At 57.8% G+C, this 23,845-nt stretch carries 19 protein-coding genes and 1 pseudogene; 11 read left to right on the top strand and 9 right to left on the bottom strand.

All coding sequences use genetic code 11. The annotated features are described in order from the left end of the window. Positions 1-17: 17 nt before the first annotated feature. The 8 genes and pseudogenes from AC5S3R_RS16670 (at position 18) to AC5S3R_RS16635 (ending at position 10,170) form a co-directional block, all read left to right on the top strand. Positions 18-3,788 carry an outer membrane beta-barrel protein gene (locus tag AC5S3R_RS16670; RefSeq protein WP_494268288.1) on the top strand — a complete coding sequence of 1,257 codons (3,771 nt, stop codon included), beginning with the start codon at positions 18-20 and terminating at the stop codon, positions 3,786-3,788. Positions 3,789-3,972: 184 nt separating this feature from the next. Next, positions 3,973-5,154 (top strand): DNA-processing protein DprA, encoded by a 1,182-nt coding sequence (gene dprA / locus AC5S3R_RS16665; RefSeq protein WP_494268287.1) that lies wholly within the window; start codon positions 3,973-3,975, stop codon positions 5,152-5,154. A 345-nt stretch (positions 5,155-5,499) separates the two neighbouring features. Next, complete coding sequence (topA, locus tag AC5S3R_RS16660) at positions 5,500-8,313, top strand: type I DNA topoisomerase (protein WP_494268286.1); 2,814 nt, start codon at positions 5,500-5,502, stop codon at positions 8,311-8,313. A gap of 78 nt (positions 8,314-8,391) precedes the next feature. Then, positions 8,392-8,694, top strand: a complete 303-nt coding sequence (locus tag AC5S3R_RS16655; RefSeq protein ID WP_494268285.1) for a DUF4760 domain-containing protein — start codon at positions 8,392-8,394, stop codon at positions 8,692-8,694. Positions 8,695-8,699: 5 nt separating this feature from the next. Next, entirely contained in the window at positions 8,700-8,834 is a 135-nt protein-coding gene (locus AC5S3R_RS16650; protein ID WP_494268284.1) for a hypothetical protein, read from the top strand. Between the two features lie 88 nt (positions 8,835-8,922). Beyond that, positions 8,923-9,255, top strand: coding sequence for a hypothetical protein (locus AC5S3R_RS16645; protein WP_494268283.1), 333 nt, complete (start codon positions 8,923-8,925; stop codon positions 9,253-9,255). A gap of 150 nt (positions 9,256-9,405) precedes the next feature. Next, positions 9,406-9,693: pseudogene (locus AC5S3R_RS16640) on the top strand (DUF427 domain-containing protein); the annotation flags it as partial. A 12-nt stretch (positions 9,694-9,705) separates the two neighbouring features. Continuing rightward, the gene (locus tag AC5S3R_RS16635) at positions 9,706-10,170 is read left to right on the top strand and encodes a DUF3574 domain-containing protein (protein WP_494268282.1); all 465 of its coding nucleotides are present in this window, start codon (positions 9,706-9,708) and stop codon (positions 10,168-10,170) included. A 14-nt stretch (positions 10,171-10,184) separates the two neighbouring features. Here AC5S3R_RS16635 and AC5S3R_RS16630 read toward each other — a convergent pair whose 3' ends face one another. The 9 genes from AC5S3R_RS16630 to AC5S3R_RS16590 all read right to left on the bottom strand — a co-directional run bounded on the left by AC5S3R_RS16630 (position 10,185) and on the right by AC5S3R_RS16590 (position 21,557). Next, a complete protein-coding gene (locus tag AC5S3R_RS16630) occupies positions 10,185-11,624 on the bottom strand; it encodes a sensor histidine kinase (protein ID WP_494268281.1) in 1,440 nt (479 codons plus the stop codon). A 223-nt stretch (positions 11,625-11,847) separates the two neighbouring features. After that, complete coding sequence (gene ilvC, locus AC5S3R_RS16625; RefSeq protein ID WP_494268280.1) at positions 11,848-12,870, bottom strand: ketol-acid reductoisomerase; 1,023 nt, start codon at positions 12,868-12,870, stop codon at positions 11,848-11,850. Between the two features lie 67 nt (positions 12,871-12,937). After that, positions 12,938-13,474 (bottom strand): acetolactate synthase small subunit, encoded by a 537-nt coding sequence (gene ilvN / locus AC5S3R_RS16620; RefSeq protein ID WP_494268279.1) that lies wholly within the window; start codon positions 13,472-13,474, stop codon positions 12,938-12,940. An 18-nt stretch (positions 13,475-13,492) separates the two neighbouring features. Beyond that, entirely contained in the window at positions 13,493-15,250 is a 1,758-nt protein-coding gene (gene ilvB, locus AC5S3R_RS16615; RefSeq protein ID WP_494268278.1) for a biosynthetic-type acetolactate synthase large subunit, read from the bottom strand. Between the two features lie 137 nt (positions 15,251-15,387). Next, on the bottom strand, positions 15,388-17,061 hold the full coding sequence (gene ilvD / locus AC5S3R_RS16610) for a dihydroxy-acid dehydratase (protein WP_494268277.1): 1,674 nt from the start codon (positions 17,059-17,061) through the stop codon (positions 15,388-15,390). Positions 17,062-17,166: 105 nt separating this feature from the next. Continuing rightward, positions 17,167-17,760, bottom strand: a complete 594-nt coding sequence (leuD, locus tag AC5S3R_RS16605) for a 3-isopropylmalate dehydratase small subunit (RefSeq protein WP_494268276.1) — start codon at positions 17,758-17,760, stop codon at positions 17,167-17,169. After that, the gene (leuC, locus tag AC5S3R_RS16600; protein ID WP_494268275.1) at positions 17,760-19,193 is read right to left on the bottom strand and encodes a 3-isopropylmalate dehydratase large subunit; all 1,434 of its coding nucleotides are present in this window, start codon (positions 19,191-19,193) and stop codon (positions 17,760-17,762) included. The genes leuD and leuC overlap by 1 nt, the downstream gene beginning before the upstream one ends. Before the next feature lie 19 nt (positions 19,194-19,212). After that, complete coding sequence (gene leuB, locus AC5S3R_RS16595) at positions 19,213-20,304, bottom strand: 3-isopropylmalate dehydrogenase (protein ID WP_494268274.1); 1,092 nt, start codon at positions 20,302-20,304, stop codon at positions 19,213-19,215. A gap of 56 nt (positions 20,305-20,360) precedes the next feature. Beyond that, positions 20,361-21,557: a 2-isopropylmalate synthase gene (locus AC5S3R_RS16590; protein ID WP_494268273.1), complete on the bottom strand. Its 1,197-nt coding sequence runs from the start codon at positions 21,555-21,557 to the stop codon at positions 20,361-20,363. Between the two features lie 130 nt (positions 21,558-21,687). Between AC5S3R_RS16590 and AC5S3R_RS16585 the strand changes: the two genes are divergently transcribed. The 3 genes from AC5S3R_RS16585 to AC5S3R_RS16575 form a co-directional block, all read left to right on the top strand. Continuing rightward, positions 21,688-22,611, top strand: coding sequence for a LysR family transcriptional regulator (locus tag AC5S3R_RS16585; RefSeq protein ID WP_494268272.1), 924 nt, complete (start codon positions 21,688-21,690; stop codon positions 22,609-22,611). Positions 22,612-22,820: 209 nt separating this feature from the next. Beyond that, on the top strand, positions 22,821-23,444 hold the full coding sequence (locus AC5S3R_RS16580) for an outer membrane beta-barrel protein (RefSeq protein ID WP_494268271.1): 624 nt from the start codon (positions 22,821-22,823) through the stop codon (positions 23,442-23,444). 155 nt (positions 23,445-23,599) lie between these two features. Next, positions 23,600-23,845: transposase (locus AC5S3R_RS16575; RefSeq protein WP_494268270.1), on the top strand; the 246-nt coding region annotated here is incomplete at its 3' end.

Below are 23,845 nucleotides of genomic sequence, written 5' to 3'. Positions count from 1 at the left end.
CAAAGATTCGCGGTGCCATGCTGGGATTCTCAGCGTTCTTCTTACTGATGCTGACTGTATTTTTCCCAGGTTCCGCGGCGTTTGCGCAGCGTGACACGGGAACAATCAGCGGCACGGTCCAGGATCAAAGCCACGCAGTTATTCCCGGCGCCAATGTCGTGCTTCAAAATGTGTCATCCGGCGACAGGCGCACCACGGTTTCCAACGGTTCGGGCTTCTTTAACTTTGCTGCCGTGCCCGTAGGAACCTACAAGGTAACTATCACCGCAACCGGCTTCACCAGCTACCAGGCGACGGACATCATCATCCACGCCTCGGAAGACCATACGCTGCCGAACCTGCTTCTTGGAGTAGCCGGTGCATCCTCTGACGTGGTTGTAACTTCGTCGGAGGCAGCGGTTATTCCTGTAGACAGCGGTACCAGCTCCACCACCATTAACCAGGACCTGGTCGAGAACCTTTCGGTACAGGGACGCGACGCAGCGGAACTGGTGAAGTTCATGCCGGGCATGGGTTTTAATAACGGCCTGACACAGGGAGCTTCCTTTAACTCGGCAACCACCTCTACCAACAGCGGTCCGATTGGCGCGTTCTCTGCCAGCGGCACGCAGCCCTACGGCGGCATGCAGATGACGCTGGACGGCGCTGGCCTTGTCGATCCCGGCAACATGGGTACGCAGCTTGCCAACGTTAACCAGGACATGACAGCTGAGTTCACCTTCCTTAACGCTGCTTTCGGGGCGGATACGCCACGCGGTCCGACAATCATTGCCATCACCAGCAAATCCGGTGGCGACAAGTATCACGGCGACGCATACATCTATGCCCGCAACTGGCAGGCTAACGCCAATGACGCCTTTTACAAGGCTGCCAACCCCGGCGCATCGCGCCCGATGGATCACCAGCTCTATCCCGGTGGCACCATCGGCGGCTCTGTTCCGTTTACGCACAAGAAGGTCTTCTTCTTTGCCGGCTTTGAAAAGATGTTCCAGAATCCGTTCCCGACGCTGCACTATCTTGATACGCCGACGACGGAGATGCTGAATGGTAATTTCAGTGCTGCAACGCTGCCTGCACAGCAGGCCAGCAGCTCGCAGTCGTGGAACAGCGCAGCGGTGCCTTGTACGGTTGCGTATAACTGGACCTCTTACTGCGCTTCCGGTACCACGCAGCCCGGCCTTGCAGACTGGAACAACGGCGTGCTGGTCAACAAGAGCATCATTGATCCCAATGGTCTTGCTCTCTTGACCTACCTGAACAAGATTCATCCGCCAAACATTGACCCGGCTACGCACAACGGCTTCAACTACCAGTTCCTTGACGCTCCTCCGGTAAACCGCTGGGAACTTCGTGCACGCGGCGATTACAACCCGACGGAAAATGACAAGATCAACTTCGTTTACACGCAGCAGAACGAAGGAGACACGAACAACTTCGGCATCTGGTGGTGGCCTGGCTTTGCATCGCCCGCGCCTTCACAGTTGTCCGCCAACACGCTGGCTCGGCTCTATACCGCGAATTACACGCGCGTCTTCAGCCCTACGACCACCAACGAATTCAGCTTCTCGTACACGTATTTCACCTTCCCGCTGGGATATGACAACCCCACGGCGATGATGAACTCCACCGCGGGAATGGCTAACGTTAACCCCTTCGGAAGCCCGGCGGACAACACCTTCGACCAGATTCCGAACATCATCAGCTGGGGCTCTAACCTGAGCAACAACAACGGCAGCTTCTCCGGCCTCTATGCTCCGCCGTCCATTAAGGCTTTCGGCAACGCATACGGCAACAAGAAGAACGTTACCGGATTGCAGGATAACTTCACCAAGGTTATTGGCAGCCACAGCCTCAAGGCTGGTTTCTTCTGGGATAACAACCACCAGATTCAGACCACCGGACAGGGCAGCTTCTATTCGCAGGGCGCCATTGACTTTGACAACTACTCCACCTACACCACGGGCAACCCGTTTGCTGACGTGCTGATTGGCCACACGGATGGCGACTCCCAGATTGCTGCTGCTCCTGTCCACGACATGGAGTATCACGAGTGGGCATTCTATCTGCAGGACTCGTGGCATGCGACAAGCAAGCTGACACTTAACTATGGCGTTCGCTTTGAGCATGACGGCCAGTGGTATCCGAACTCCGGTCCTGGCCTTGCTGCATGGGATGCAGCGGCTTACGACACGGACTCGAATCACAACGTAGGCGTTCCGGTTAACAGCTATCCCGGTATGCGCTGGCATGAGAACAAGAGCAGCATTCCGATTTCCGGTTTCAAATCGGTGCTTCTCTATCCTGACCCGCGCGTAGGTGCTGCCTATGACCTCTACGGCAACGGCAAGTCGGTCATCCGTGGCGGCTTCGGTCTCTATCGCTGGCAGTTCTCGGAAGGCGACGTCGATCCGGCGTTGAACCCGTCCTACAACATCGCGACCATCGGCACTGGTTCTACGGAGTCCTTTGCAGCTCTGAAGAGCTTTGCTCCTGACAGCAGCACGTGGTGCGCATTGCCGCAGGGCGCAAGCTCTTCGGCTGCGAACAGCGCTTACGGTGGCAACTCCTGCCCCTCGGGTGTGGACGCCATCAAGGAGGGCGAAGACAAGACGCCTTACACGATGAACTGGACGGTCATGGTGGACCAGGAAGTTCCCGGCCACATGATCTTTGAACTCCAGTACATTGGCAACGCCACCCGCAACGGCTTGTTGACGGGCAACGGCACCTCCGAAAACTTCTACTCGAACATCAACAAGATTCCGGCGGGCGCTCTGTGGGGTACGTATAACCTTCCCGGCGCGCCGAACGATGGGCAGAACCTTTACCAGATGGCCTGCGCCACCGGAACCTGCAACGTCTCAAACAACTACTACTACTCCGGCTACCGTCCTTACAGGGATTACGGCGTGTTGAACGTCATCCAGCACGGCAGCTACTCCAACTACCACGGCATGGTTGTGGCCCTGCAGAAGCAGACCGGCCGCGCCACCTTCCTGCTGAACTACACGTGGAGCAAGGTGCTCGGCGTTCGTGACGGACAGACCGACAACGGTAATGGCAATGGCGTTACGGTCGATCCCTTTAGCCTCGCCAACAACTATGGTCCGCTGGCTTATGACCACTCGCACATTTTCAATGCTGCGTATGTGATTCATCTGCCGGGCGCGCCTGGCAGCCATGCAATCCGCTATGCTACTTCGGGCTGGGATCTTTCCGGAGATGTCCAGGTCCAGAGCGGTGCGCCGATTCAGCCCAACACGCAGGGCGAGTTGAACGCGAGCGGAAGCCCCGGCTGGCAGACCAGCGCTGCGGATGCCAACGGCAAGACCTTCGCGCCGAGCAATACCTACATGCTTGGTACGAACGCCATCCTGCTCATGCCTTACCTGACGTGCAATCCGCGTTCGGGGAAGGGGTATGCGTTTAACGTTAGCTGCTTTGGAACTCCGACGACGCAGGGCGTGAACGGCCAGACCGTTTGGCCGGACATCGTTGGTCCTAAGTATGTGAACAGCGACCTTGCACTGGCGAAGAGCTTCAAGGTTACCGAGACGCAGAACATTCAGTTCCGCGCTTCAGCCTTCAACTTCATCAACCATGCGTTGCCGCAGTTCAACCTTGCCAGCGATATCAACCTGGCGCTGGCTTGCAACTCGACAACACAAAGCTCGCTGACTCCTACCTGCGACCAGGGCGGAACCAACGTCAACACAACAACCACCGGTAAGCCGTTCTACAAGACGGGCCGCCGCGTGATGGAAGTTTCTCTCAAGTACATCTTCTAAGAGAGAGACAGAAATCAGCAGAGGGGGATGCCTTACCGGCATCCCTTTTTGTTGCGCTAGCATTTGCGGCTTGACTTACTACGGCGGCGCATCGTAACTTGAGCGCAAATCCTCAAGAAAATCAGAAGCAAACGCTGCCTTACTTTTCCCCGGAAAGCCTGCGTTCAGGAAAGGCATTTTCCGAATGGCGACACTCTCGCAGAATTTTTCTGCCGGCTCGTCCGCACAAGTGGATGACGACCGGCTTGCATGGCTTGCATTGGTGCTGACTCCCGGTCTTGGGCCCAAACGCATTCTGGATGCGGTGCAGCAACTGGAAACGCCGGGGCGCGTCTTTGCGCTTACGCTCACGGAGCTTGAGGCGCTGCGGTTCCCGGCAGAGGCTGCGCAGTTTATTTTTGATGGCAAGGCACGTCGGGTGGCGGAGGAGGAGTGGGCCGCTGTTGTCGCACAGGGGGGCACTATCCTTACTTACCTCTGCGAGGAGTATCCGGAACGCCTCCGAGAGATTTATGACCCTCCCCCAGTTCTCTGGACTCGCGGCAACGTGAAACTTTTATCGCGTCCAACTGTTGCCGTTGTTGGTACGCGCAAGCCCACGCCTTATGGCTCCGGAATGGCCGAGATGCTGAGCCGCGATCTGGCGGCGCGCAATGTGCTGATAGCCAGCGGCATGGCGCGGGGAATTGATACCTGTGCGCACCAGGGAGCGCTTGCGGCGCGGCAGCCTACGCTGGCGGTATGGGGAACGGGAATTGACGTGATCTATCCCAAAGAGAACAAAAAGCTTGCGGAGGATATTCTCGCGTCTGGTGGCACCATTGTCAGCGAGGTTCCGCTGGGCACATTTCCAGCACCGCAGAACTTTCCCCGACGTAACCGTATTTTGAGCGGCATCAGTATTGGTGTGCTTGTGGTGGAGGCTTCAGAGAACTCCGGCACACGCGTTACCGCGCGCTGCGCCACGGAGCAGAATCGCGATATTTACGCCGTGCCCGGCAACGTGACGAACAAGGGCTCGTGGACTCCTAATATGTTGATTCAACAGGGAGCTACGTTGGTTGCCACATGGGAGGACGTGTGGCAGGCGCTGCCTTCGCAGGTGCGGATTGAGCTGGAGTTGCAGGCGGCTTCTGCATCCAAATCAGAAGTTACCGCATCCTTATTGCCTGATCCGGTACTACGGCCCAATGAGGTGATGGTGTTGGAGGCGATACAGGCAGACGAGTCCATCCAGATGGATGAACTGCTGGATAAGCTCGATACGCAACTGACCTCCTCCGAAGTGTTTACGGCACTTTTTGAGCTGGAGATGGCTGGCCGTATTCGTTCGCTGCCGGGCAAGAATTATGTACGCGTCCTGTGATGGAATGCGCTCCGATTACGGACAGATTGTGGATAACTTTTTGTGAGTTTTCTCACGCAAAGACTCATTTCCGCGTACAGTGTTGGAATCAGGATTGGAGTCGGGGAGCAAAAAAATCCTTGGGCTGAGTGGAAATGGCCCCGCCTTCCATGATAGTTTCCAAGTTTCGTGCCCAGTTTGGAAGCATGGTCCAAATCCGGTTGCAGAATTGGCCGGGAGTGGCGGCGTTTTTACCAAGCGCGTCAATATAAGGAATGACGGAATGGCCCGTACCGAGTCCAATCGCTCCATACGGGGTTCAAGCAGTAGGCAGAATCTGAAGTTGGTAGGGAAGTAAGGAAGGCAATGAGCAAATCACTAGTCATCGTCGAGTCGCCGGCCAAGGCCAAGACGATTGAGAAATATCTGGGCAAGGGGTTCGAGGTGCTGGCTTCGGTCGGACATATTATGGACCTGCCCAAGAACGACCTGGGTGTAGAACTGGATAAGCGCACCTTCGAGCCAACGCTCGAAGTTTCTCCGGGCAAGGAGAAGGTGGTTGCGCAGTTGAAGAAGGCCGCCGCAAAGGCGGATGAAATCTACCTTGCTCCTGACCCTGATCGCGAAGGCGAGGCGATTGCATATCACCTTGCGTTGCAGTTGGGTAAGACTGCCGAAAACAAGAAGAAAATTCATCGCATCACGTTTAACGAAATTACGAAGAAGGCCGTACAGGAGGCCTTTAAGCACGCTCGCGATGTGGACCAGAATCTTGTGGACGCGCAGCAGACGCGCCGCGTGCTGGATCGCCTGGTGGGCTACCAGATTTCTCCGCTGCTTTGGGATAAGGTGCGCCGCGGGCTTTCCGCAGGCCGTGTGCAGACCGTTGCGGTGCGCTTGATTGTGGAGCGTGAGCGCGAGATTGCAGCCTTCAAGCCGGTTGAGTACTGGACAATTGACGCGATCTTGCAGACGCCGAATTTCAATGCGAAGAGCTCGCAGCCTGAGTGGTTTACGGCGCGCTTTGTTGGCATTGATGGCGAGCGCGCGTCCGTCGATACAGTGAGCGCTCCGTCCGTGGCTAACGAGGCGATTGCTCGGGAGATTATTGAAGCTGCGTCCAAGGCGCAATGGCTGGTTCGCTCGGTGGAGAAGAAGGAGCGCAGGAAGTCCAGCCCTGCTCCGTTTACCACCAGTTCGTTGCAGCAGCAGGCCTCGGCCAAGCTTGGTTTCAACGTGCGCCGCACCATGGGCGTGGCGCAGCGTTTATATGAAGGCATTGACCTCGGCACGGAAGGAACGACCGGTCTCATCACTTATATGAGAACGGACTCGACGCGTGTTTCTCCGGAAGCGATTGCGTCGGTGCGTGAGTACATCGGCAAGGAGTATGGCGCGCCGTATCTGCCGGGCCAGCCGAATACCTTCAAGTCGAAGAAGGACGCGCAGGACGCGCACGAAGCGATTCGCCCGACGGACCCCTCGCGGCACCCTGATCGCGTGAAGCGTTACCTGACCGATGAGCAGTACAAGCTCTATCGCCTCATCTGGCAGCGCTTTACAGCTTCGCAGATGACGCCCGCTGTCTACGACGTGACGACTGTCGAGATTGATGCTGTAAACGGCAAGAAGTACAACTTCCGTGTTTCGGGTTCAGTGCTGAAGTTTGACGGCTTCCTTCGCGTCTACCAGGTGGAGGATGACGAGGAAGAGGTTCTGCCGGAGATTCCGAATGGCGCGAAGCTTTCGCTTGCAACACCAGAGCAGTTGAAGCGGATTGCAGGGCTGGAGCGCGCGGAGAAGCTGGAACGTGCCCGCAAGAAGTACGCGGCGGATGTTGCCCGGATTGAGGCGCGGAATGACCGTGCGCCTGAGGGTGCTGAGCCTGAGGCGATTCCGGAGTTTGTCGAGCCGAAGATTGATTCCGCTGTGCGGGCCGCCGCTGTGGATGGCGTGCAGAAGTTTACTGAGCCGCCTCCGCGCTTCAATGAAGCGTCTCTGGTGAAGGTGCTGGAAGAGCGCGGCATTGGCCGCCCTTCGACCTACGCGTCAATTATCAATACGATCCAGGATCGCGAGTATGTGACGAAGATTGCGAACCGCTTCTATCCGACGGAAATCGGCATGGTGGTTTGCGACTTGCTCGTCAAGAACTTCCCGTACATCTTTGATCCGCAGTATACGGCGAAGCTTGAAACGGAGCTGGACGATATTGAAGACGGTAAGGAGAAGTGGACCGAGTTGCTGAAGGGCTTCTACGGCTACTTTGAGGACGAACTCAAGGACGCCGAGAAGAACATGGAAAGCATCAAGCGGATGGAGAAACTGACAGACGAGAAGTGCGAGCTCTGTGGTTCTCCGCTGGTGTTGAAGTGGGGCAAGTTCGGTAGCTTCTATGCGTGTTCGGCTTACAACAAGAAAGATCCGAACTCCTGCACCTTTACGAAGGAGAACACCGCTGCGAAGCCGGATCTGAATACTCCGGAAGGGCAGGAAGCTGCCGAGCAGGATGAGTATTGCGAGAACTGCGGCAAGGTGATGGTGATGCGCCGCGGGCCGTTTGGCATGTTCCTGGCCTGCCCGGATTACAACGCCGATCCGCCGTGCAAGACCTTCCGCAAGCTTAGCTCCAAGCAGCAGCAGAAGCAGAGCGCTCCGCAGCTTACGGGCGAAGATTGCCCGCTGTGCGGCAAGCCGCTTGTGTTGCGTCAGGGAGCTTACGGCGAGTTTGTTTCATGCTCGGGCTATCCGAAGTGCAAGTACGTGAAGCAGAACATCATTGAAGGGTTGAAGTGTCCGAAGTGCGGGACCGGCGATATTGCCGAACGCAAGGCGCGGCGCGGAAATCTCTTCTGGGGCTGCACGAATTATCCGAAGTGCGACTTTACCTCGAACTACAAGCCTGTGGCGGAGAAGTGCCCGGCTTGCGGCAATGCGTATCTTGTGGAGCGCACCTTCAAGGATGGCGTGTACCTCGTCTGCCCGAACCGCGGTGAGGCTGCCGAGAAGGAAGTGGAAGCGCCGAAGAAGGGACGCGGCAAGAAGAAGGCCGCGGAAGCCGAGCCTGCGGGGCTTGCGGCATATCACTATTCGAAGCGCATTGGCGACGCCCCGCCTCCGCCGACGGCTGAAACTCATGGCCCGGTGGTGGAGAAGGAAAAGGAGCTGCAGCCGGCGTAACTTTGTCTGCTGTGCTCGCGCTCACTGTATCTACCCTCCGCTGCATCCATTACTATGGGCAGCGGAGGGTTTTTCTTTATGGAAAGCGTACTCGCGAGCCCGGCGGATGCCGACATTATTCTGAAACTGTATGACCTGCGCCGCGAGGCTGTGCTTCGTGAGGCGCGCGCATGGATTCTGGGCGAGTTCTGGCCTGATACCATTGCCGACTACCTCGCGGTGGCGACGAACCCTCAGCATCCGCAAAATCCCTACATTCGTCAGGTGCACACTTACTGGGAGATGGCGGCTGCGTTTGTGCTGCATGGGGCTGTTTCGCCGGAGCTGTTTTGTGACTGCAATGCGGAGGGATTCTGCTGGCCAAGTACTCGCATCTGCTAGACGAGATGGTGCGGCGGAATCCGCAATTTCTGGCGAAGACGCGTGAGCTGGTGCAGCGTTTTCCGGCGGCTGCGGCGAAGTATGAGGGTGCACGGAAGAACGTGGAGAATATGCGCGCCGCGCGACTGGCGAAGGCGTAATGCGCTTTTCACCCCGCGTACTTGCGGAAACGCACCCCAAGGGAGCATCATGGTATCCGAACTCGCACGTACATTCAGGAGGTCAGAAGTGAAACGTACACTCACTCTCGCTGCAGCAGTTCTTGCCTTTGCGGCCGTTTCTTCCCATGCGGCCGACTCCAAGCTCACCGGCTACATTTCGGACACGATGTGTGGCGCCAAGCATGCCGGAACTGGCGCTGCCTGTGCCAAGAAGTGCCTTGAAGGCGGCGACAAGCCGGTCTTCGTTGATTCGGCCAGCAAGACGGTCTACAAGATTGACAACCCGGATGCCGTGAAGGCCTTCTGGGGCACCAAGGTGGACGTCTCCGCAGCGGTGGATGCCGATGCCAAGTCCGTTCACATCACCAACATCGAGGAAGCCAAGGACGCGGCCAAGTAGGGAATCAGTTTGATTCCGCAGCCGGGTTTTCCTCGGATTGCTCTCGACCCCTCGGCCAACTTCTGCTATTGTCTTTAGGACTCTGCCGCTGTAGGCGTCCATCCCCGTGGGCGCCTCTAGTGGCATACGGAAGTTGTTGAATCGAGAAGGAATATGGCGAAAGCAACCTGGAACGGCAAGGTGATTGCCGAAAGTGACACAACGGAAACGGTGGAGAATAACGTATATTTCCCCGAGTCCAGCATCAAGCGGGAATATTTCCGCTCATCCAGCACCACTTCTACCTGTCCCTGGAAGGGACAAGCGCGCTATTTGAGCCTTGTTGTGGACGGCCAGGAAAACCCTGACGCCGCCTGGTATTATCCCGACCCCAAGCCTGCCGCCCGCAAAATCAAGGGCTATATTGCCTTTTGGCGCGGCGTGGAAATTGAGAAATAGCTCGAAGAAAGAATGCGCATCTCTTTCATTTCGCTTGGCCTGGTTCTCTCGCTCTCTCTGGTTGGCTGCACGGCGCATCAGCCTGCAGCCAGCACGCCAGCCGTAGCTCCCACACTTTCCGGCGATCCTGCTCACCCAGCCGCTACGCAGGGCTGGGTGGATACGCGTCTCTACTTCGGTCTCGGCCTCGCGGACCATCCCGAGCAGGGAGTCAGCGAGGCTAGCTGGCGCGAGTTTCTGGACCACGAGGTCTCGCCGCGTTTTCCGGATGGGCTGAGCGTGGTGGATGTTTACGGCCAGTGGCAGGGGAAGCAGCAGATGACGCCGGAGCGCCTGCGCAGCAAGTGCCTCATCATCGACTATCCCGACACGCCTGCCAATCGGGAGAAGATTGAGGCCATCCGTGCGGCATGGAAGAAGCTGACCGGCGACCAGTCCGTGATGCGCGTGACGGTGCCAGCAGACGTTTCTTTCTGACCCTGCCCCTGTTTTTAATACGCTTGGAACTGGTCCAGTGGCAGCCGCACGCGGAAGCACGTATCGCCCGGTTCTGACTTCACGCTCAGCATGCCTTTGTGCATGTGCACAATGCGCATGGCGGTGTCGAGGCCTAGCCCGAGACCCATTCCAGGGGCCTTAGTGGTAAAGAACGGCTCGAAGATGCGGTCCTGCAAATCCTCAGGGATGCCTCTGCCGTTATCGTGGACCTCAACGAGCATCAACTCGCCTTCCATGTGGCAAACCAACCGCAACTGCCTCGGCTGTGCCATTCCCTCCATTGCATCAATGGCGTTTTCAATCAGCGCCATCCAGACAAGGTTCAGTTCGCCCGAGTAAGCGTTGATGCACGGCAGCCCCGGATCATACTCCCGTACAACGGTCATGTTGTCCATACGCGACTGCAGCATTTGCACGGTCGTATCCAGCCCCGCTGGCACATCCACTTCCTGGATGGGCGCACGGTCCATGTTGGAGTAGTCCTTGATGGCGCTGATAAGGTCGAAAATCCGCGCAGTGGAGTGCTGCAGCGTCTGCACGGAGCGCTTGGACCTGAGGTAGCGCACAAAGTATTGCAGAGAGACGCTGGTCGCCTCCGGTTTGAGCCACGAGTTCAACTCTTGCAACTCCGCCACCGTTACACCTTGCTCGGCAAGGGATGGTGCAACTTCCGAAGCTGTATCGCACGGCAACGCCACCAGCCATGCGCGAATATCATCCTCGTGCGTGAGCGCTTCCGATGCCGTTTCGCCATGCACAGGGCCGCGGTCCATGATGCGCTGTTCCCACGCCTCAACTTTGCGCACCTGCTCCTCATTCAGGCAGAGGTTGACCAGCTTATGGCGGTTGATTCGGTTGGCGCGTAACTCGGCGACGAGGCCAGCGGCGGCGCGCTGTGCCGCGGACGCAGGATTATTCAGCTCGTGGGCAAGGTTGCCGGCCAGCTTGCCCAGCGCCGTCAGCTTTTCTGCCTGCTGCTCAATGCGCGTGACCTCGCGCACTCGGTCGATCATGGCAGAAACCGTTCGCTGCCCCATCGACGGAATCGCCTCCAGCATGGCCGGGAAGAGCGATTTGTGAATCATAAGCGACCAGACATGCGTAACCGCCACACCCTGGCCGCCAAAATTCTTCATTCGCGAGAAGGGAAGCAGGCCGGTGATGGGATGCACGCGGCCGATAAACAATCCCATCGGTCCACGCTGGCGGTAGACGTGGATGTCCCCTTTGATCATGATGACCATGCAGTCGGCTGGCGAGTCTTCCTCAAACAGAACTTCGCCAGGCTCGGCGCGGCGTTCTTCGCCATTGCGGGCCAGCCACAGGCGCTCTTCCAGCGTGAGTCCCTGCATGGGGCCAAGCTTTTCCAGCGCGGCTGCAATTTCTTCAGCAGGCGTGGGGCGTGCAAGCGGATTGGCAATGGGGGATACCAAGGTTGTTCAACTCCAAAGTGCTGGTTGAGAGACGTTGGCGACAGGCGCAGCGCTTAACATGCTGCTTGAGTAAGCAAAGTACACTATTCCGTGCTCGATGGATAGTGCTATCCGGTGTGTTTTATCGCGGGGTGCGGGGAATTCGTGTAACAGTTGCGTGAAAAGTTGAAGGCCCACAGCTTGTATCTGCGGGCCTTCGACGATTGCGATTCCTGTTTCAAGTTTATCGCGTCTTGGCCACTTCCTCCACCGTTACGGGATCAAGAAACGGCATAGAGGCACGAAGTTTTTTACCGACGATTTCGACCGGGTGCTTGGCTTCCGCTTCACGGAAGGCGTTGAACTCCTTGCGGCCCGAGTTCTGGTCAGCGAGGAAGCGCTTGGCGAAGGTGCCGTCCTGAATGTCGGTGAGGATGCCCTTCATGGCCTTCTTGCTTTCTTCGTTGATGACACGAGGACCGCTGACGTAGTCGCCCCACTCTGCCGTGTCGCTGATGGAGTAACGCATGTACTCCAGGCCGCCGCGGTAGATGAGGTCCACGATGAGCTTGAGCTCGTGCAGCACTTCAAAGTAGGCGCTCTCGGGCTGGTAGCCGGCTTCGGTCAGAGTCTCGTAGCCCGCCTTGATGAGCGCGCTGACGCCGCCGCAGAGGACAGCCTGTTCTCCGAAGAGGTCGGTTTCGGTCTCTTCCTTGAAGGTGGTTTCCAGAACGCCTGCACGGGTGCAGCCAATACCCTTCAGGTAGCTGAGCGTGAGCGCGTGCGCGGTGCCGGTCGGGTCCTGGTGCACGGCGATGAGGCCGGGGACGCCGCCGCCTTCGGTAAAGACCTCGCGAACGCGATGGCCGGGAGCCTTGGGCGCGGCAAGAGCTACGTCAATGTCCGCAGCGGGAACGATGGTCTTGAAGTGGATGTTGAATCCATGAGCAAAGAGCAGCAGCTTGCCTGCGGTCAGATTCGGCGCAATCTCATCCGTGTAGAGCTTCGCCTGCGTCTGGTCAGGCGTGAGAATCATAATGACGTCCGCCCACTGGGTGGCTTCCGCGACGGTGGCGGTTTCAAGGCCGGCCTTCTGGGCCTTGGCAATGGACTTGGAGCCGGCAGCGAGGCCAACCTTGACCTGTACGCCCGAGTCCTTCAGATTGAGCGAGTGGGCGTGGCCCTGCGAACCGTAGCCGATGATGGCTACCTTTTTGGACTGAATGAGGGAAAGGTCTGCATCGTGATCGTAATACGTGGTTGCCATTGTGTTTTCTCGTTTTCCTTTGCTTAGGTACAGGTTAATCTCTTGGGCCGGGTTGCGTCATTTCCGGCTAGTGCGCGCTGCTGGTGGCTGGCTGTGCCAACGCTTTGAGCACGCGGCTGGTGTGATGGCCGCGGCGCATGGTCATCTTGCCGCTACGGCTGACTTCGAGGATCTGGAATTCGCTATCCTCAAGAACTTGAATCAGGCCTTCAATCTTGCTTTCCACGCCGGTCATCTCAATCATGAGGGATTCCGCGGTGAGGTCAACAATGCGGGCACGGAAGACTTCTGCAAGCTCAAAGATGGCGGAGCGCGTGTCTTTGGTTGCTGCAACCTTGATGAGCGCCAGTTCGCGCGTGACGGTGGGCGCTCCAGCAATGTCGTCTACTTCCACAACGTTGTCGAGCTTGTAGAGGCTGGCACGGATGCGGTTGCTGGCCTCTGCCGATGCTTCGCAAACGAGCGTGAGGCGCGAGATGCCGGCGCGCTCGCTGCGGCCAACCGTGAGCGAGATGATGTTGATATTCAGCCGGCGAAATAAAGACGCTACACGGGTAAGCACACCGGGTTTGTCTTCGACATATGCAACAAATGTGTGCAACATTTCTTTCCTTCTTCGGAATTACAAATCATCAGAGGTTTCAATAATGGGGTTATGATCAGGGCGGCGAATCATCTCATGCAGCGCGCTGCCTGCGGGAATCATTGGGTATACCGCGTCTTCTTGCTCAACCATAAAGTTCAGCAGAAAAGCACCGTTGTGGCTGCGCGCTTCGCTCACGGCATCTTCCAACTCCGCCCGTGTCTTCACAGCACGCCCTGCAAGGCCATGCGCTTCTGCCAGCTTGACGAAGTCCGGGCTGACGAGCGGCGTGGACTGGTAGTTGCGGTCGTAGAAGAACTCCTGCCACTGGCGCACCATGCCGAGATAGCCGTTGTTGATGACGGCAATGTTGACTTTGAGGCCTTCCTGCTTGATGGTGGCTAGCTCGGCAGCCGTCATCTGGAAACCTCCGTCACCGGCGACGACCCATACTTCTTTGTCAGGGCAGGCGACCTTTGCTCCAATCGCAGCGGGTAGCGCAAAGCCCATTGTGCCGAGGCCGCCCGAAGTGACAAGCGAACGCGGATGCTCATGATGGAAGTACTGCGCTTCCCACATCTGATGCTGGCCTACGTCCGTAGCAACAATAGCGTTGCCGCCGGTGATGCGCCACAAGTCATGCATTACATGCGCTGCATAAAGGTGCCCGGAGTCAGGCAGGTTCTTGATATCGACAACAGCGCTTTCGCCCTTGCTGGCATCAATGGTCTTGAGCCACGTCGCACTTCCCGCATTTGCAGAGCCAACGAGCGGCAGAAGCTGTTCAAGAACTTCTTTCAAATCGCCAACGAGCGCAACATCCACCTTGATGTTCTTGTTGATTTCCGCAGGGTCGATTTCAATGTGAATCTTCTTCGCGTTCGGCGCGTAGGTGTTTGGCGTGCCGATCACGCGGTCATCAAAGCGCATGCCGCATGCAATAAGCAGGTCAGCGTTCTGAATCGCATCGTTGACCCACGCTTCCCCGTGCATGCCCATCATGCCAAGGTGCAGCGGATGCGAGGCGGGGAAGCCGCCGATGCCGAGGAGCGTCATCGCAACGGGAATCTGCGCGCGTTCGGCGAGCGTGCGCACCTGCTCCATGGCTCCGGATTGCGTGATGCCATGGCCGGCGAGGATGACGGGCTTCTTCGCATTGCGAATCAGCTCTGCAGCATCACTAAGCCCATTCACTTCCACCTTCAGCATCGGATGCGGGCGATACGGGGTTGGTTTGGCTGCTTCAAAGTCAAACAGTGCCGTGGCCTGCAGCGCGTCCTTGGTGATATCGACGAGCACGGGACCAGGGCGGCCAGACTTGGCGGTCTGAAAGGCCTGCCGCAGAGCCGAAGCAATGTCTTCCGCACGCGTCACGAGAAAGCTATGCTTCGTCACCGGCAGCGTTACGCCAGTGATGTCCACTTCTTGAAATGCGTCCGTGCCGAGCACCTTGCTCGACACGTTGCCCGTAATGCAGACCATCGGAATCGAATCGAGCATCGCTGTCGCAATGCCAGTAACGAGATTCGTCGCGCCGGGACCGCTGGTCGCAATCGCTACACCCACCTTGCCCGATGCGCGCGCATAGCCATCGGCCATGTGCGCCGCGCCCTGCTCATGGCGTACAAGGATGTGCCGGATAGGGAACTTACGCAGCGCATCATATGCAGGCAGAATCGCCCCGCCCGGATAGCCGAAGACATCCGTCACGCCTTCGCCAACCAGCGTGGCCCAGATGATTTCCGCGCCGGTCAACGTGGCCGGTGCAGCAGAAAGCGGATTGGCATTCGTGTCCATGACTGACTCCTTAAAACAGCCATTAGCTTTTAGCTATTAGCCGTTAGCTCGGTGGTGATGGTGCGGGCTTTTGTGCCCTTTGCCGCCTTGTGAAGGATGTTGCGACGGGATATCGGGCTAAAAGCTAAAAGCTGCCTTTATGTCGTTGCCCCCGTCGAGGCCGAGGTAACGCGGTCCACATACTTGCGGAAGACGCCATTCGGCCAGCGCAGTGCTGGCGGCGCAAAGTTCTTCAGACGCTCGGCAATCTCTTCGTCGCTGACTTCAAGCGTCAAAGTGCGATTCGGAATATCGAAGTGAATCGAGTCGCCTTCGCGTACTGCTGCAATGGGTCCGCCGACAAATGCTTCCGGGGCTACGTGGCCTGCGGTGAATCCGCGAGTCGCGCCGCTGAATCGTCCGTCTGTCATGAGAGCAACAGTCGAGCTAAGCTCAGGAATACCGCTGATAGCCGCGGTCACTTGCAGCATTTCGCGCATACCGGGGCCGCCCTTGGGACCTTCATAGCGGATGACGAGTACATTGCCCGGCTTGATGTTGCCGGACTGCACAGCCTCAAAGCATGCCTCTTCCGTATCGAAGACGCGGGCGGGGCCGCGATGCTCCACGCGGTCAGCGGCGGCGATTTTCATCACGCAGCCTTCCGGCGCAAGATTACCCTTGAGAATGACAAGTCCACCTGTTGGCTTGATTGGCTTATCAAAGGTGTGAATGACAACCTGACCGGGCGTTTCAACGGCTTCAGCAGCTTCTTCCGCTAGCGTCTTTCCGCTGATGGTCAGTGTGCTGCCGTCTGCGTGTCCTGCTTCGATGAGGCGCTTGGCAAGAAGGCGTGAGCCGCCCGCCGCTTGATAGTCCTTGGCAACGTACTTGCCTGCAGGCGTGAGGTCGCAGATGAAAGGCGTGCGCTTGCTGATGGCATCAAAGTCATCCACGGTAAGCTCGATGCCCATTTCCTTTGCGATAGCGATGAGGTGCAGCACTGCGTTGGTGGAGCCGCCGCTGGCTGCGACGCTGGCAATGGTGTTTTCCAGTGACTTGCGCGTAATGAGCTGCGAAGGACGGCGGTTGGCGCGGACAGCCTCCATAAGAATGCGTCCGGCTTCGCGTGTGGCGGCATGCTTGTCATTGGAAGTAGCTGGAACACCGGAGAGCTGGATGGGCGAGATTCCGAGGATTTCGGCAGACATGGCCATGGTGTTGGCTGTGAACTGGCCGCCGCACGCACCGGCTCCGGGGCAGGCTGCGGCTTCCAGAGCTTCAAGGCCCGCATCATCGATGCGTCCGGCAGCGTGCGAACCGATACCTTCAAAGACATTCTGAATCGTAATGTCGATGCCGTTGAGCTTGCCCGGAGCAATCGAGCCGCCGTAGAGCATCATGCCGGGAATATCAAGACGGCAGAGCGCCATAATGATGCCCGGCATATTCTTGTCGCAGCCGCCAATGCCGACGAGACCGTCGAACAAATTGCCACGCGCAACCAGTTCGATGGAATCCGCAATCACCTCGCGCGAAACCAGCGAAGCCTTCATACCTTGCGTGCCCATCGTGATGCCGTCGGAGATGGTGACGGTGTTGAACTCCATCGGCGTGCCGCCTGCTTCGCGAATGCCTTCCTTCAGCGCTTCGGCCACTTCGCGCAGGTGCACATTACAGGTGCCGATTTCCGTCCACGTGTTGGCGATGCCGATGATGGGCTTGTGCAGGTCTTCCTTCTTGAATCCCGCTCCGCGCAGGTACGAGCGTGCAGCGGCGCGGCTGGCTCCTTCGGTCAGCGGTACACTCTGGCGTTTGCCTTCGATGGTCATTGCAATCCTTTAAGCGGTGTTAGCAGTTAGCTGTGCTAGCGGAGTTAGCTCATTTGTCTGTGTTCTGCTAGCGCCGCTAACTCCGCTAACGGCGCTGACTCCGCTCTATTTCACTTTCAGCCAAGTGGCGTTGTCGTGCTGCTTTTCGTATGCGTCCAGCGCGGCGGCGTGGCGCAGCGTGAGGCCGATGTCGTCGAGCCCTTCGAGCAGACAATACTTGCGGAAAGGGTCCACGTCGAACTTGGTGCTGAAGCCCTGGCCATCGGTCAACGTCTGCTCTTCCAAAGAAACGCTGAGCTTGTAGTCAGGTGTGTTCTGCGCTTTGTGCAGCAGTTCTTCAATCTGTTCTTCCGTCACCTTCACAAGAAGGATGCCGTTCTTGCCGGCATTCGAGAAGAAGATGTCCGCAAAGGTCGGTGCAATGACCACGCGGAAACCATAATCGCTGAGCGCCCATGCGGCGTGTTCGCGGCTGGAGCCACAACCGAAGTTCTTGCCCGCTACTAGAATCTGCGCGCCCTTGTACTTTTCTTCGTTCAGCACAAAGCCCGGCTCGTTGCGCCAGTCGAAGAAAAGAAATTCACCGTATCCGGTGCGTTCAATGCGCTTCAAAAACTGCTTGGGAATAATCTGGTCCGTATCGACGTTGGTGCGGTCGAGCGGTGCGGCGATGGAGGTGAGTGTCTTGAACGGTTGCATTAGGCGTTTACCTCCGTGCGAACTTCCCAGTTGCGAATGTCGACAAAATGACCGGCGATAGCAGCGGCGGCGGCCATCTCCGGCGAGACAAGGTGGGTGCGTCCGCCGCGGCCCTGGCGGCCTTCAAAGTTGCGGTTGCTGGTGGAAGCGCAGCGCTCGCCCGGCGAAAGAATATCCGGGTTCATGGCCAGGCACATGGAGCAGCCCGGCTCGCGCCATTCAAAACCAGCTTCCTTGAAGATTACGTCGAGGCCTTCTTTTTCCGCCTGTGACTTGACCTGCTGCGAGCCCGGAACGACCATCGCATTCACATGCGAAGAGACCTTGTGTCCGGCGGCAATTTTTGCGGCAGCGCGTAGGTCTTCAATGCGGCCATTGGTGCAGGAGCCAATAAAGACGCGGTCGATGTTGACTTCCGTCAGAGGCGTGCCGGCGGTGAGAGCCATGTATTCGAGAGCGCGCTCGTAAGACTTGCGGTCGAGCTCGTCGGTTTCATCGGCGGGGTTTGGCACGGTAGCCGTAATTGGCGCAACCATGCCGGGGCTGGTGCCCCAGCTTACGTAGGGGGTAAGCGTTGCGGCATCAATAACTAGCTCGCGGTCGAACTTTGCGCCTTCGTCGGTGGTTAGTTTCGACCACTCTTCTACAGCCTTGTCCCACTCCGTGCCCTGCGGGCTGAAACGGCGGCCCTTGAGATACGCAAACGTCGTCTCATCGGGAGCAATCATGCCAGCGCGCGCACCGGCTTCGATGCTCATATTGCAGACGGTCATGCGGCCTTCCATCGAGAGCGAACGAATCGCAGATCCTGCGTACTCGATGACGTAGCCTGTTGCGCCGTCGGTGCCGATCTTGCCGATGATGGCGAGGATGATGTCCTTCGCCGTCACGCCGAGTGGAAGCTCGCCTTCCACGGAGATGCGGAAGGTCTTCGGCTTGCCCTGCGGCAGCGTCTGCGTAGCGAGAACATGTTCCACCTCGCTGGTGCCGATGCCGAAGGCCAGCGCGCCAAATGCGCCATGCGTCGAGGTATGCGAGTCACCGCAGACAATCGTCATGCCCGGCTTGGTGATACCCATCTCCGGTCCGATGACGTGCACAATGCCTTGCTCGCGCGAGTCCACGTCGTAGAGCGTCACGCTGAAGTCGGCGGCGTTCTGGCGCAGCGTGGCAATCTGCTTGGCAGCAATCTGGTCCACAATATTCAGTCGGCCTTCAATGGTCGTCGGCACGTTATGGTCAATGGTGGCAATGGTGCGGTCAGGGCGGCGTACAGTGCGGCCAGTAAGGCGCAAGCCTTCAAAAGCCTGCGGGGAAGTGACTTCATGCACAAGCTGCAAGTCGATGTAGAGAATTGTCGGCTCGCCCTTGGGCTCTACGACGACGTGCTGCTCCCACACTTTTTCAAATAGTGTTTTCGGTTCGGTGCTCATCTTTATTCCTCGAAAGTTGTTACGCGTTCACCAGCGCGGCCTTTACGGTCTCGCGCACTTTGGCTCCCATCTCCGTAGTGGAGAGCACAGTAAAGCCCTGTGTGTTTCCGCGGGCCAGGTCCGTCGTACGGAAGCCCTGCTCCAGCACCTTGCGCACAGAGGCTTCGACGATGGATGCTTCAGCCTCAAGCCCTGCCGAGTGGCGCAGAATCAGCGCTGCCGTCAGAATTGCGCCAAGCGGATTCGCGAGGCCCTTGCCCGCAATGTCCGGAGCGGAACCGTGTACTGGCTCATACAAATTCACCTTGCCGCCAATGGTGGCCGAGGGCAGCATGCCGAGTGAGCCGGTAATAACGGCCGATTCATCCGAAAGAATGTCGCCGAAAAGGTTTTCGGTGAGAACCACATCGTAGTTGCGAGGCTGGTTCATCAGGTGCATCGCCATCGAATCTACAAGCTGGTGCTCCAGCGTGACGTCAGGGAACTCTTTCGCAACTTCATCCACCGCTGCGCGCCAGAGCTGCGAAACTTCAAGCACGTTGGCCTTGTCCACACTGGTCAGCTTCTTCTTGCGGCCCTGTGCCAGCTTGAAGGCGATGCGTGCCACGCGGGCCACTTCATCCTTCGTGTAACGCATGGTGTTCCAGCTTTCGCCCTTCTCCTTGTCCCATGCGCGGGGCTGACCGAAGTAAAGGCCGCCAAGCAACTCACGTACAAAGAGAATGTCTGCACCGTCCACGATTTCCGGGCGCAGCGGGCTGTTCACCGCAAGCTCCTTGAAAGCAAAGGCGGGACGCAGATTCGCGAAGCCGCCCAACTCTGCGCGAATCTTCAACAGACCCGCTTCCGGACGCTTATCCGGAGACAGAGAATTAAATTTGTTCGCCCCCACTGCGCCAAGCAGAACTGCATCGCTCGCAAGCGCTGCCTGCAGCGTTTCGTTGGGCAGGGGAGTGCCGTCCTGCTCAATGGCCACGCCGCCAATGCGCTTTTCATCAAACGTAAACTCGTGCCCGCCCGCAGCGGCTACGTCCTTCAGGACTGCTACCGCTTCGTTCGTAACCTCCGGGCCGATACCGTCGCCTGCCGTAACAAGAATCTTCAGCTTCATGCGTTCTCTATTCTCTTTTTTGTTAGTGGTTCACGGTTTCAGTTGTTCCGCAGAACTTAGTCGAGTTCTGCTACCGGCTGGCGGCGATTCAAGCGAATCGCATCCGGCAAAATTTTGATGAGGTCCTGATCGTAGATGTTCTTCTTGCGGTCGGCCAGGGCAACAAAGCGATAGTAGGTTTGCTGCAGCTCCTCGCGGTCGAGCGTGAAGCCGAGTTCTTCCAGCTTGTGCCGCAGCGCTGCACGCCCGGAGTGCTTGCCGAGCACGAGATGTGTCTGCGAAACGCCAACCAGTGCGGGCGTCATGATCTCGTAGCAGAGCGGGTTGGCCAGCATGCCGTGCTGATGGATGCCCGATTCATGCGCAAATGCATTCGCACCGACGATGGCCTTGTTGGGCGAGGGTTTGAACGTAATAATCTGTCCCAGCACTTCGCTCGTCGGATAAAGCTTGTCAAGTTGAATGCTTGTATCCACTCCGTAGTAGTCCTTGCGAACGTAAAGCGCGGCGGCAATCTCTTCGAGGGCCGCATTGCCTGCGCGCTCGCCGATGCCGTTGATGGCGCATTCCACCTGGCGCGCTCCGCCCTGGATGGCAGCCAGTGTGTTGGCGACGGCGAGGCCAAGGTCATCGTGGCAGTGCGCGGAGAGAATGACGTTCTTCTCCGTGACAGCCGGGATGCGCTCGCGCACTTCACGGAACATCTTGCTGTACTCTTCCGGCGTGGTATAGCCCACGGTGTCCGGCATATTGATGGTCATCGCGCCCGCTTCAATGGCTACTTTCACCATCTCGACGAGGAAGTCGCGGTCGGCACGCGTAGCGTCTTCCGGCGAGAACTCAACGTCCTCCACCAGCGAACGCGCAAGGCGCACGGACTCAGCGGTGCGGTCCAAGGCTTCCTGCCGGGAAATCTTCAGTTTGTATTCAAGGTGCAAATCGCTGGCCGCGAGAAAGACGTGGATGCGTGGCCGGTCAGCGTGCTCAATGGCGCGCGCGGCAATTTCAATGTCTTCCTGCTTGGCGCGGGCAAGGGAAGCGATCTTCGGCTTGCGAATAGCCTGCGTAATGGTGGAGATAGCCGCAAAGTCACCTTCGGAGGCCATGGCAAAGCCAGCCTCGATAATGTCCACGCCCAAATCTTCAAGGGCGTGAGCCATGGTGAGCTTTTCCTGCGTCGTCATGCTGCAGCCAGGAGACTGCTCGCCGTCGCGCAACGTGGTGTCGAAAAATGCTACGTGATTTTCACTCATAGAAACGGTTGTGCGGGAAAACATTCACCGCCACTTTGAGTAGTTTCGCCTATTGGTCCCATATAAGGCAAAGTTATTATTTTTTGAGAGTGCATTACAATTACTTATCGTCTCAAATGCTAGAGATGCTATGGACCTGAACCAGTTGGAAACATTCTTAACTGTTGCCGAAGAGCGTAGTTTTTCCCGTGCAGCTTTGCGATTGCATCGCACGCAGCCCGCGGTCAGCCAGGTGATTCGCAAGCTCGAAGAATCCGTCGGGGAAGTTCTCTTTGACCGCTCAGCTCGCGATGGTTCGCTGACCGCAGCCGGCGTTCTGCTGCGTGATTATGCCCTGCGCCTGATGGCCCTGCGCCGCGAAGCCACCAGCGCTCTCGGTGAGCTCAAGAACCTCGAACGGGGTCGTCTGCAACTGGCCGCCAATGAATACACCTGCACTTACCTGCTTCCGGCGATTGATGCTTTCCGCAGAGCCTACCCGCAGGTCTCCGTCACGGTCCACCGTATGCTGGCCTCGCGGATTCCTGATGAGCTGAACCTGCATACCTTCGAGCTGGGCATGGTTTCTTTTCGGCCTGACCCGGCCCAGTTCCGCACTATCGCCGTTTATGGCGATAGCCTTGTTCTCATCGCCAGCCCGCAGCACCCGCTTACCAAGGCAGGCAAAGTCACCATCAGCCAGCTTGGAAACGAGAGCTTCATTGCCCACAACGTTACCTCGCCGTTGCGCCGCAAGGTAATCGAAACTTTCCAGCGTTATCGCACCCCGCTCAATATGGAAATCGAACTGCCCACAATCGAGGCCATCAAGCGCTATGTCGCCATGGGGAACGGGGTAGCGCTCGTTCCGCACCTCACGGTGGCGCATGAGCTGGAAACCGGGGAACTCGCCTCTGTGCCGGTCAAGGAGCTGGAGGTCAAGCGCATCCTTCGCCTGGCGCACCGGCGCGACGGCACCCTTTCCCACGCAGCGCGGGCTTTTTTACGCACAGTGCGCGATCTGGCCAGTACACAGGGCCCCCCCTTTTATTACCATGTGGAGAAAGCAGGGTAAGCCATATTCACCGTTTTTCGTCCAGTGCGTCTAAGCACCAGAAACTTTCGGTGGCTCGACTGTTAAACTGGCCCTCTCCGGCCATTTACAATGCTGTGAGGGACATCTCTGCAGCACGTCCCCGGAGTTTTTTCAAAAAGTCCCGGTAGCCGGGCAAGTTTTGTCTTCAGCCGCCAAGGTTGGGCAGTTATTTGAGGATCAGGAAACGAATGAAGAAGATTGTGCTCGTACTTTCCCTGCTGGCTGGATTTGCGGCCGTGGGCCGTGCTCAGGAAAGCCGTCAGGATATCAGCATTAGCGGCATCGGCGTCATTCCGCCTTTTATCGCTAGTTCCACTGACGTTCAGGTTCACTCCCGCTATGGCCTTGGCGCCCTGGCCAGCTACCGCTTTATGCTCACGCCCAGCAGCGCGCTGGAAGCCAACTACGGCATAACCTATCAGAACAAGTTCCGCTACTTGGTCGGGAACACGCTCTCCATTCCTATCAACACCCGCGTGCAGGAAATTTCAGCCGCGTTTGTGCGCAGCTTTACCTACCGCAAGTTCAATCCGTTTGTGGAAGCCGGCCCCGCGGGTCTCATCTTCCTGCCAATCCGCAATAGCGGCACCGGCACGGTGGACGCCAAGCAGCAGACGCAGGTGGGCGTGCTCTACGGCGCCGGTATCGCCTACGAAATCAGCCCCAGCTTTGACATCCGCGCTGAATATCGCGCCTATATCACCAAGGTTCCCAACTTCGGTCTGGGTAGCAGCAACACCACGGAAAACCTGACCACCAACAAGTGGTGGAATCTGTCGGTTCCGACAGTGGGCGTAGCGTACCACTTCTAAAAACAGGGACTGAAAAAACAGAGGCGCAAACCACATCCGTGGTTTGCGCCATTTTCTTTTTGCGAATGACTGAGCTTACCGGTGACCAGCCTACTCCCTAGGCTGTATCGACATATACACTTTGCGTCCGTTGGTCGAGCTGCTGCAGTGTAAGTATGGCGAGCCGGTACGAGTTAAGCGAGGCGCAGTGGGAGCGGATCAAGGATATTCTGCCTGGACGCAAGGAGCATGTGGGCCGCACAGCGGCCGATAACCGTATCTTTGTAAACGGTGTGCTGTGGGTGCTGCGTTCCGGAGCGCGCTGGAGCGACCTTCCCGACCGCTATGGCAAGTACAAGACCGTGCACAAGCGCTTTGTGCGCTGGGCCCACGCCGGCGTCTGGGAGCGGATCTTCCACGAA

It is taken from the genome of Occallatibacter sp. FHG110214_02, from assembly GCF_059115385.1.
This window is presented reverse-complemented; position numbering and strand designations above follow the sequence as displayed.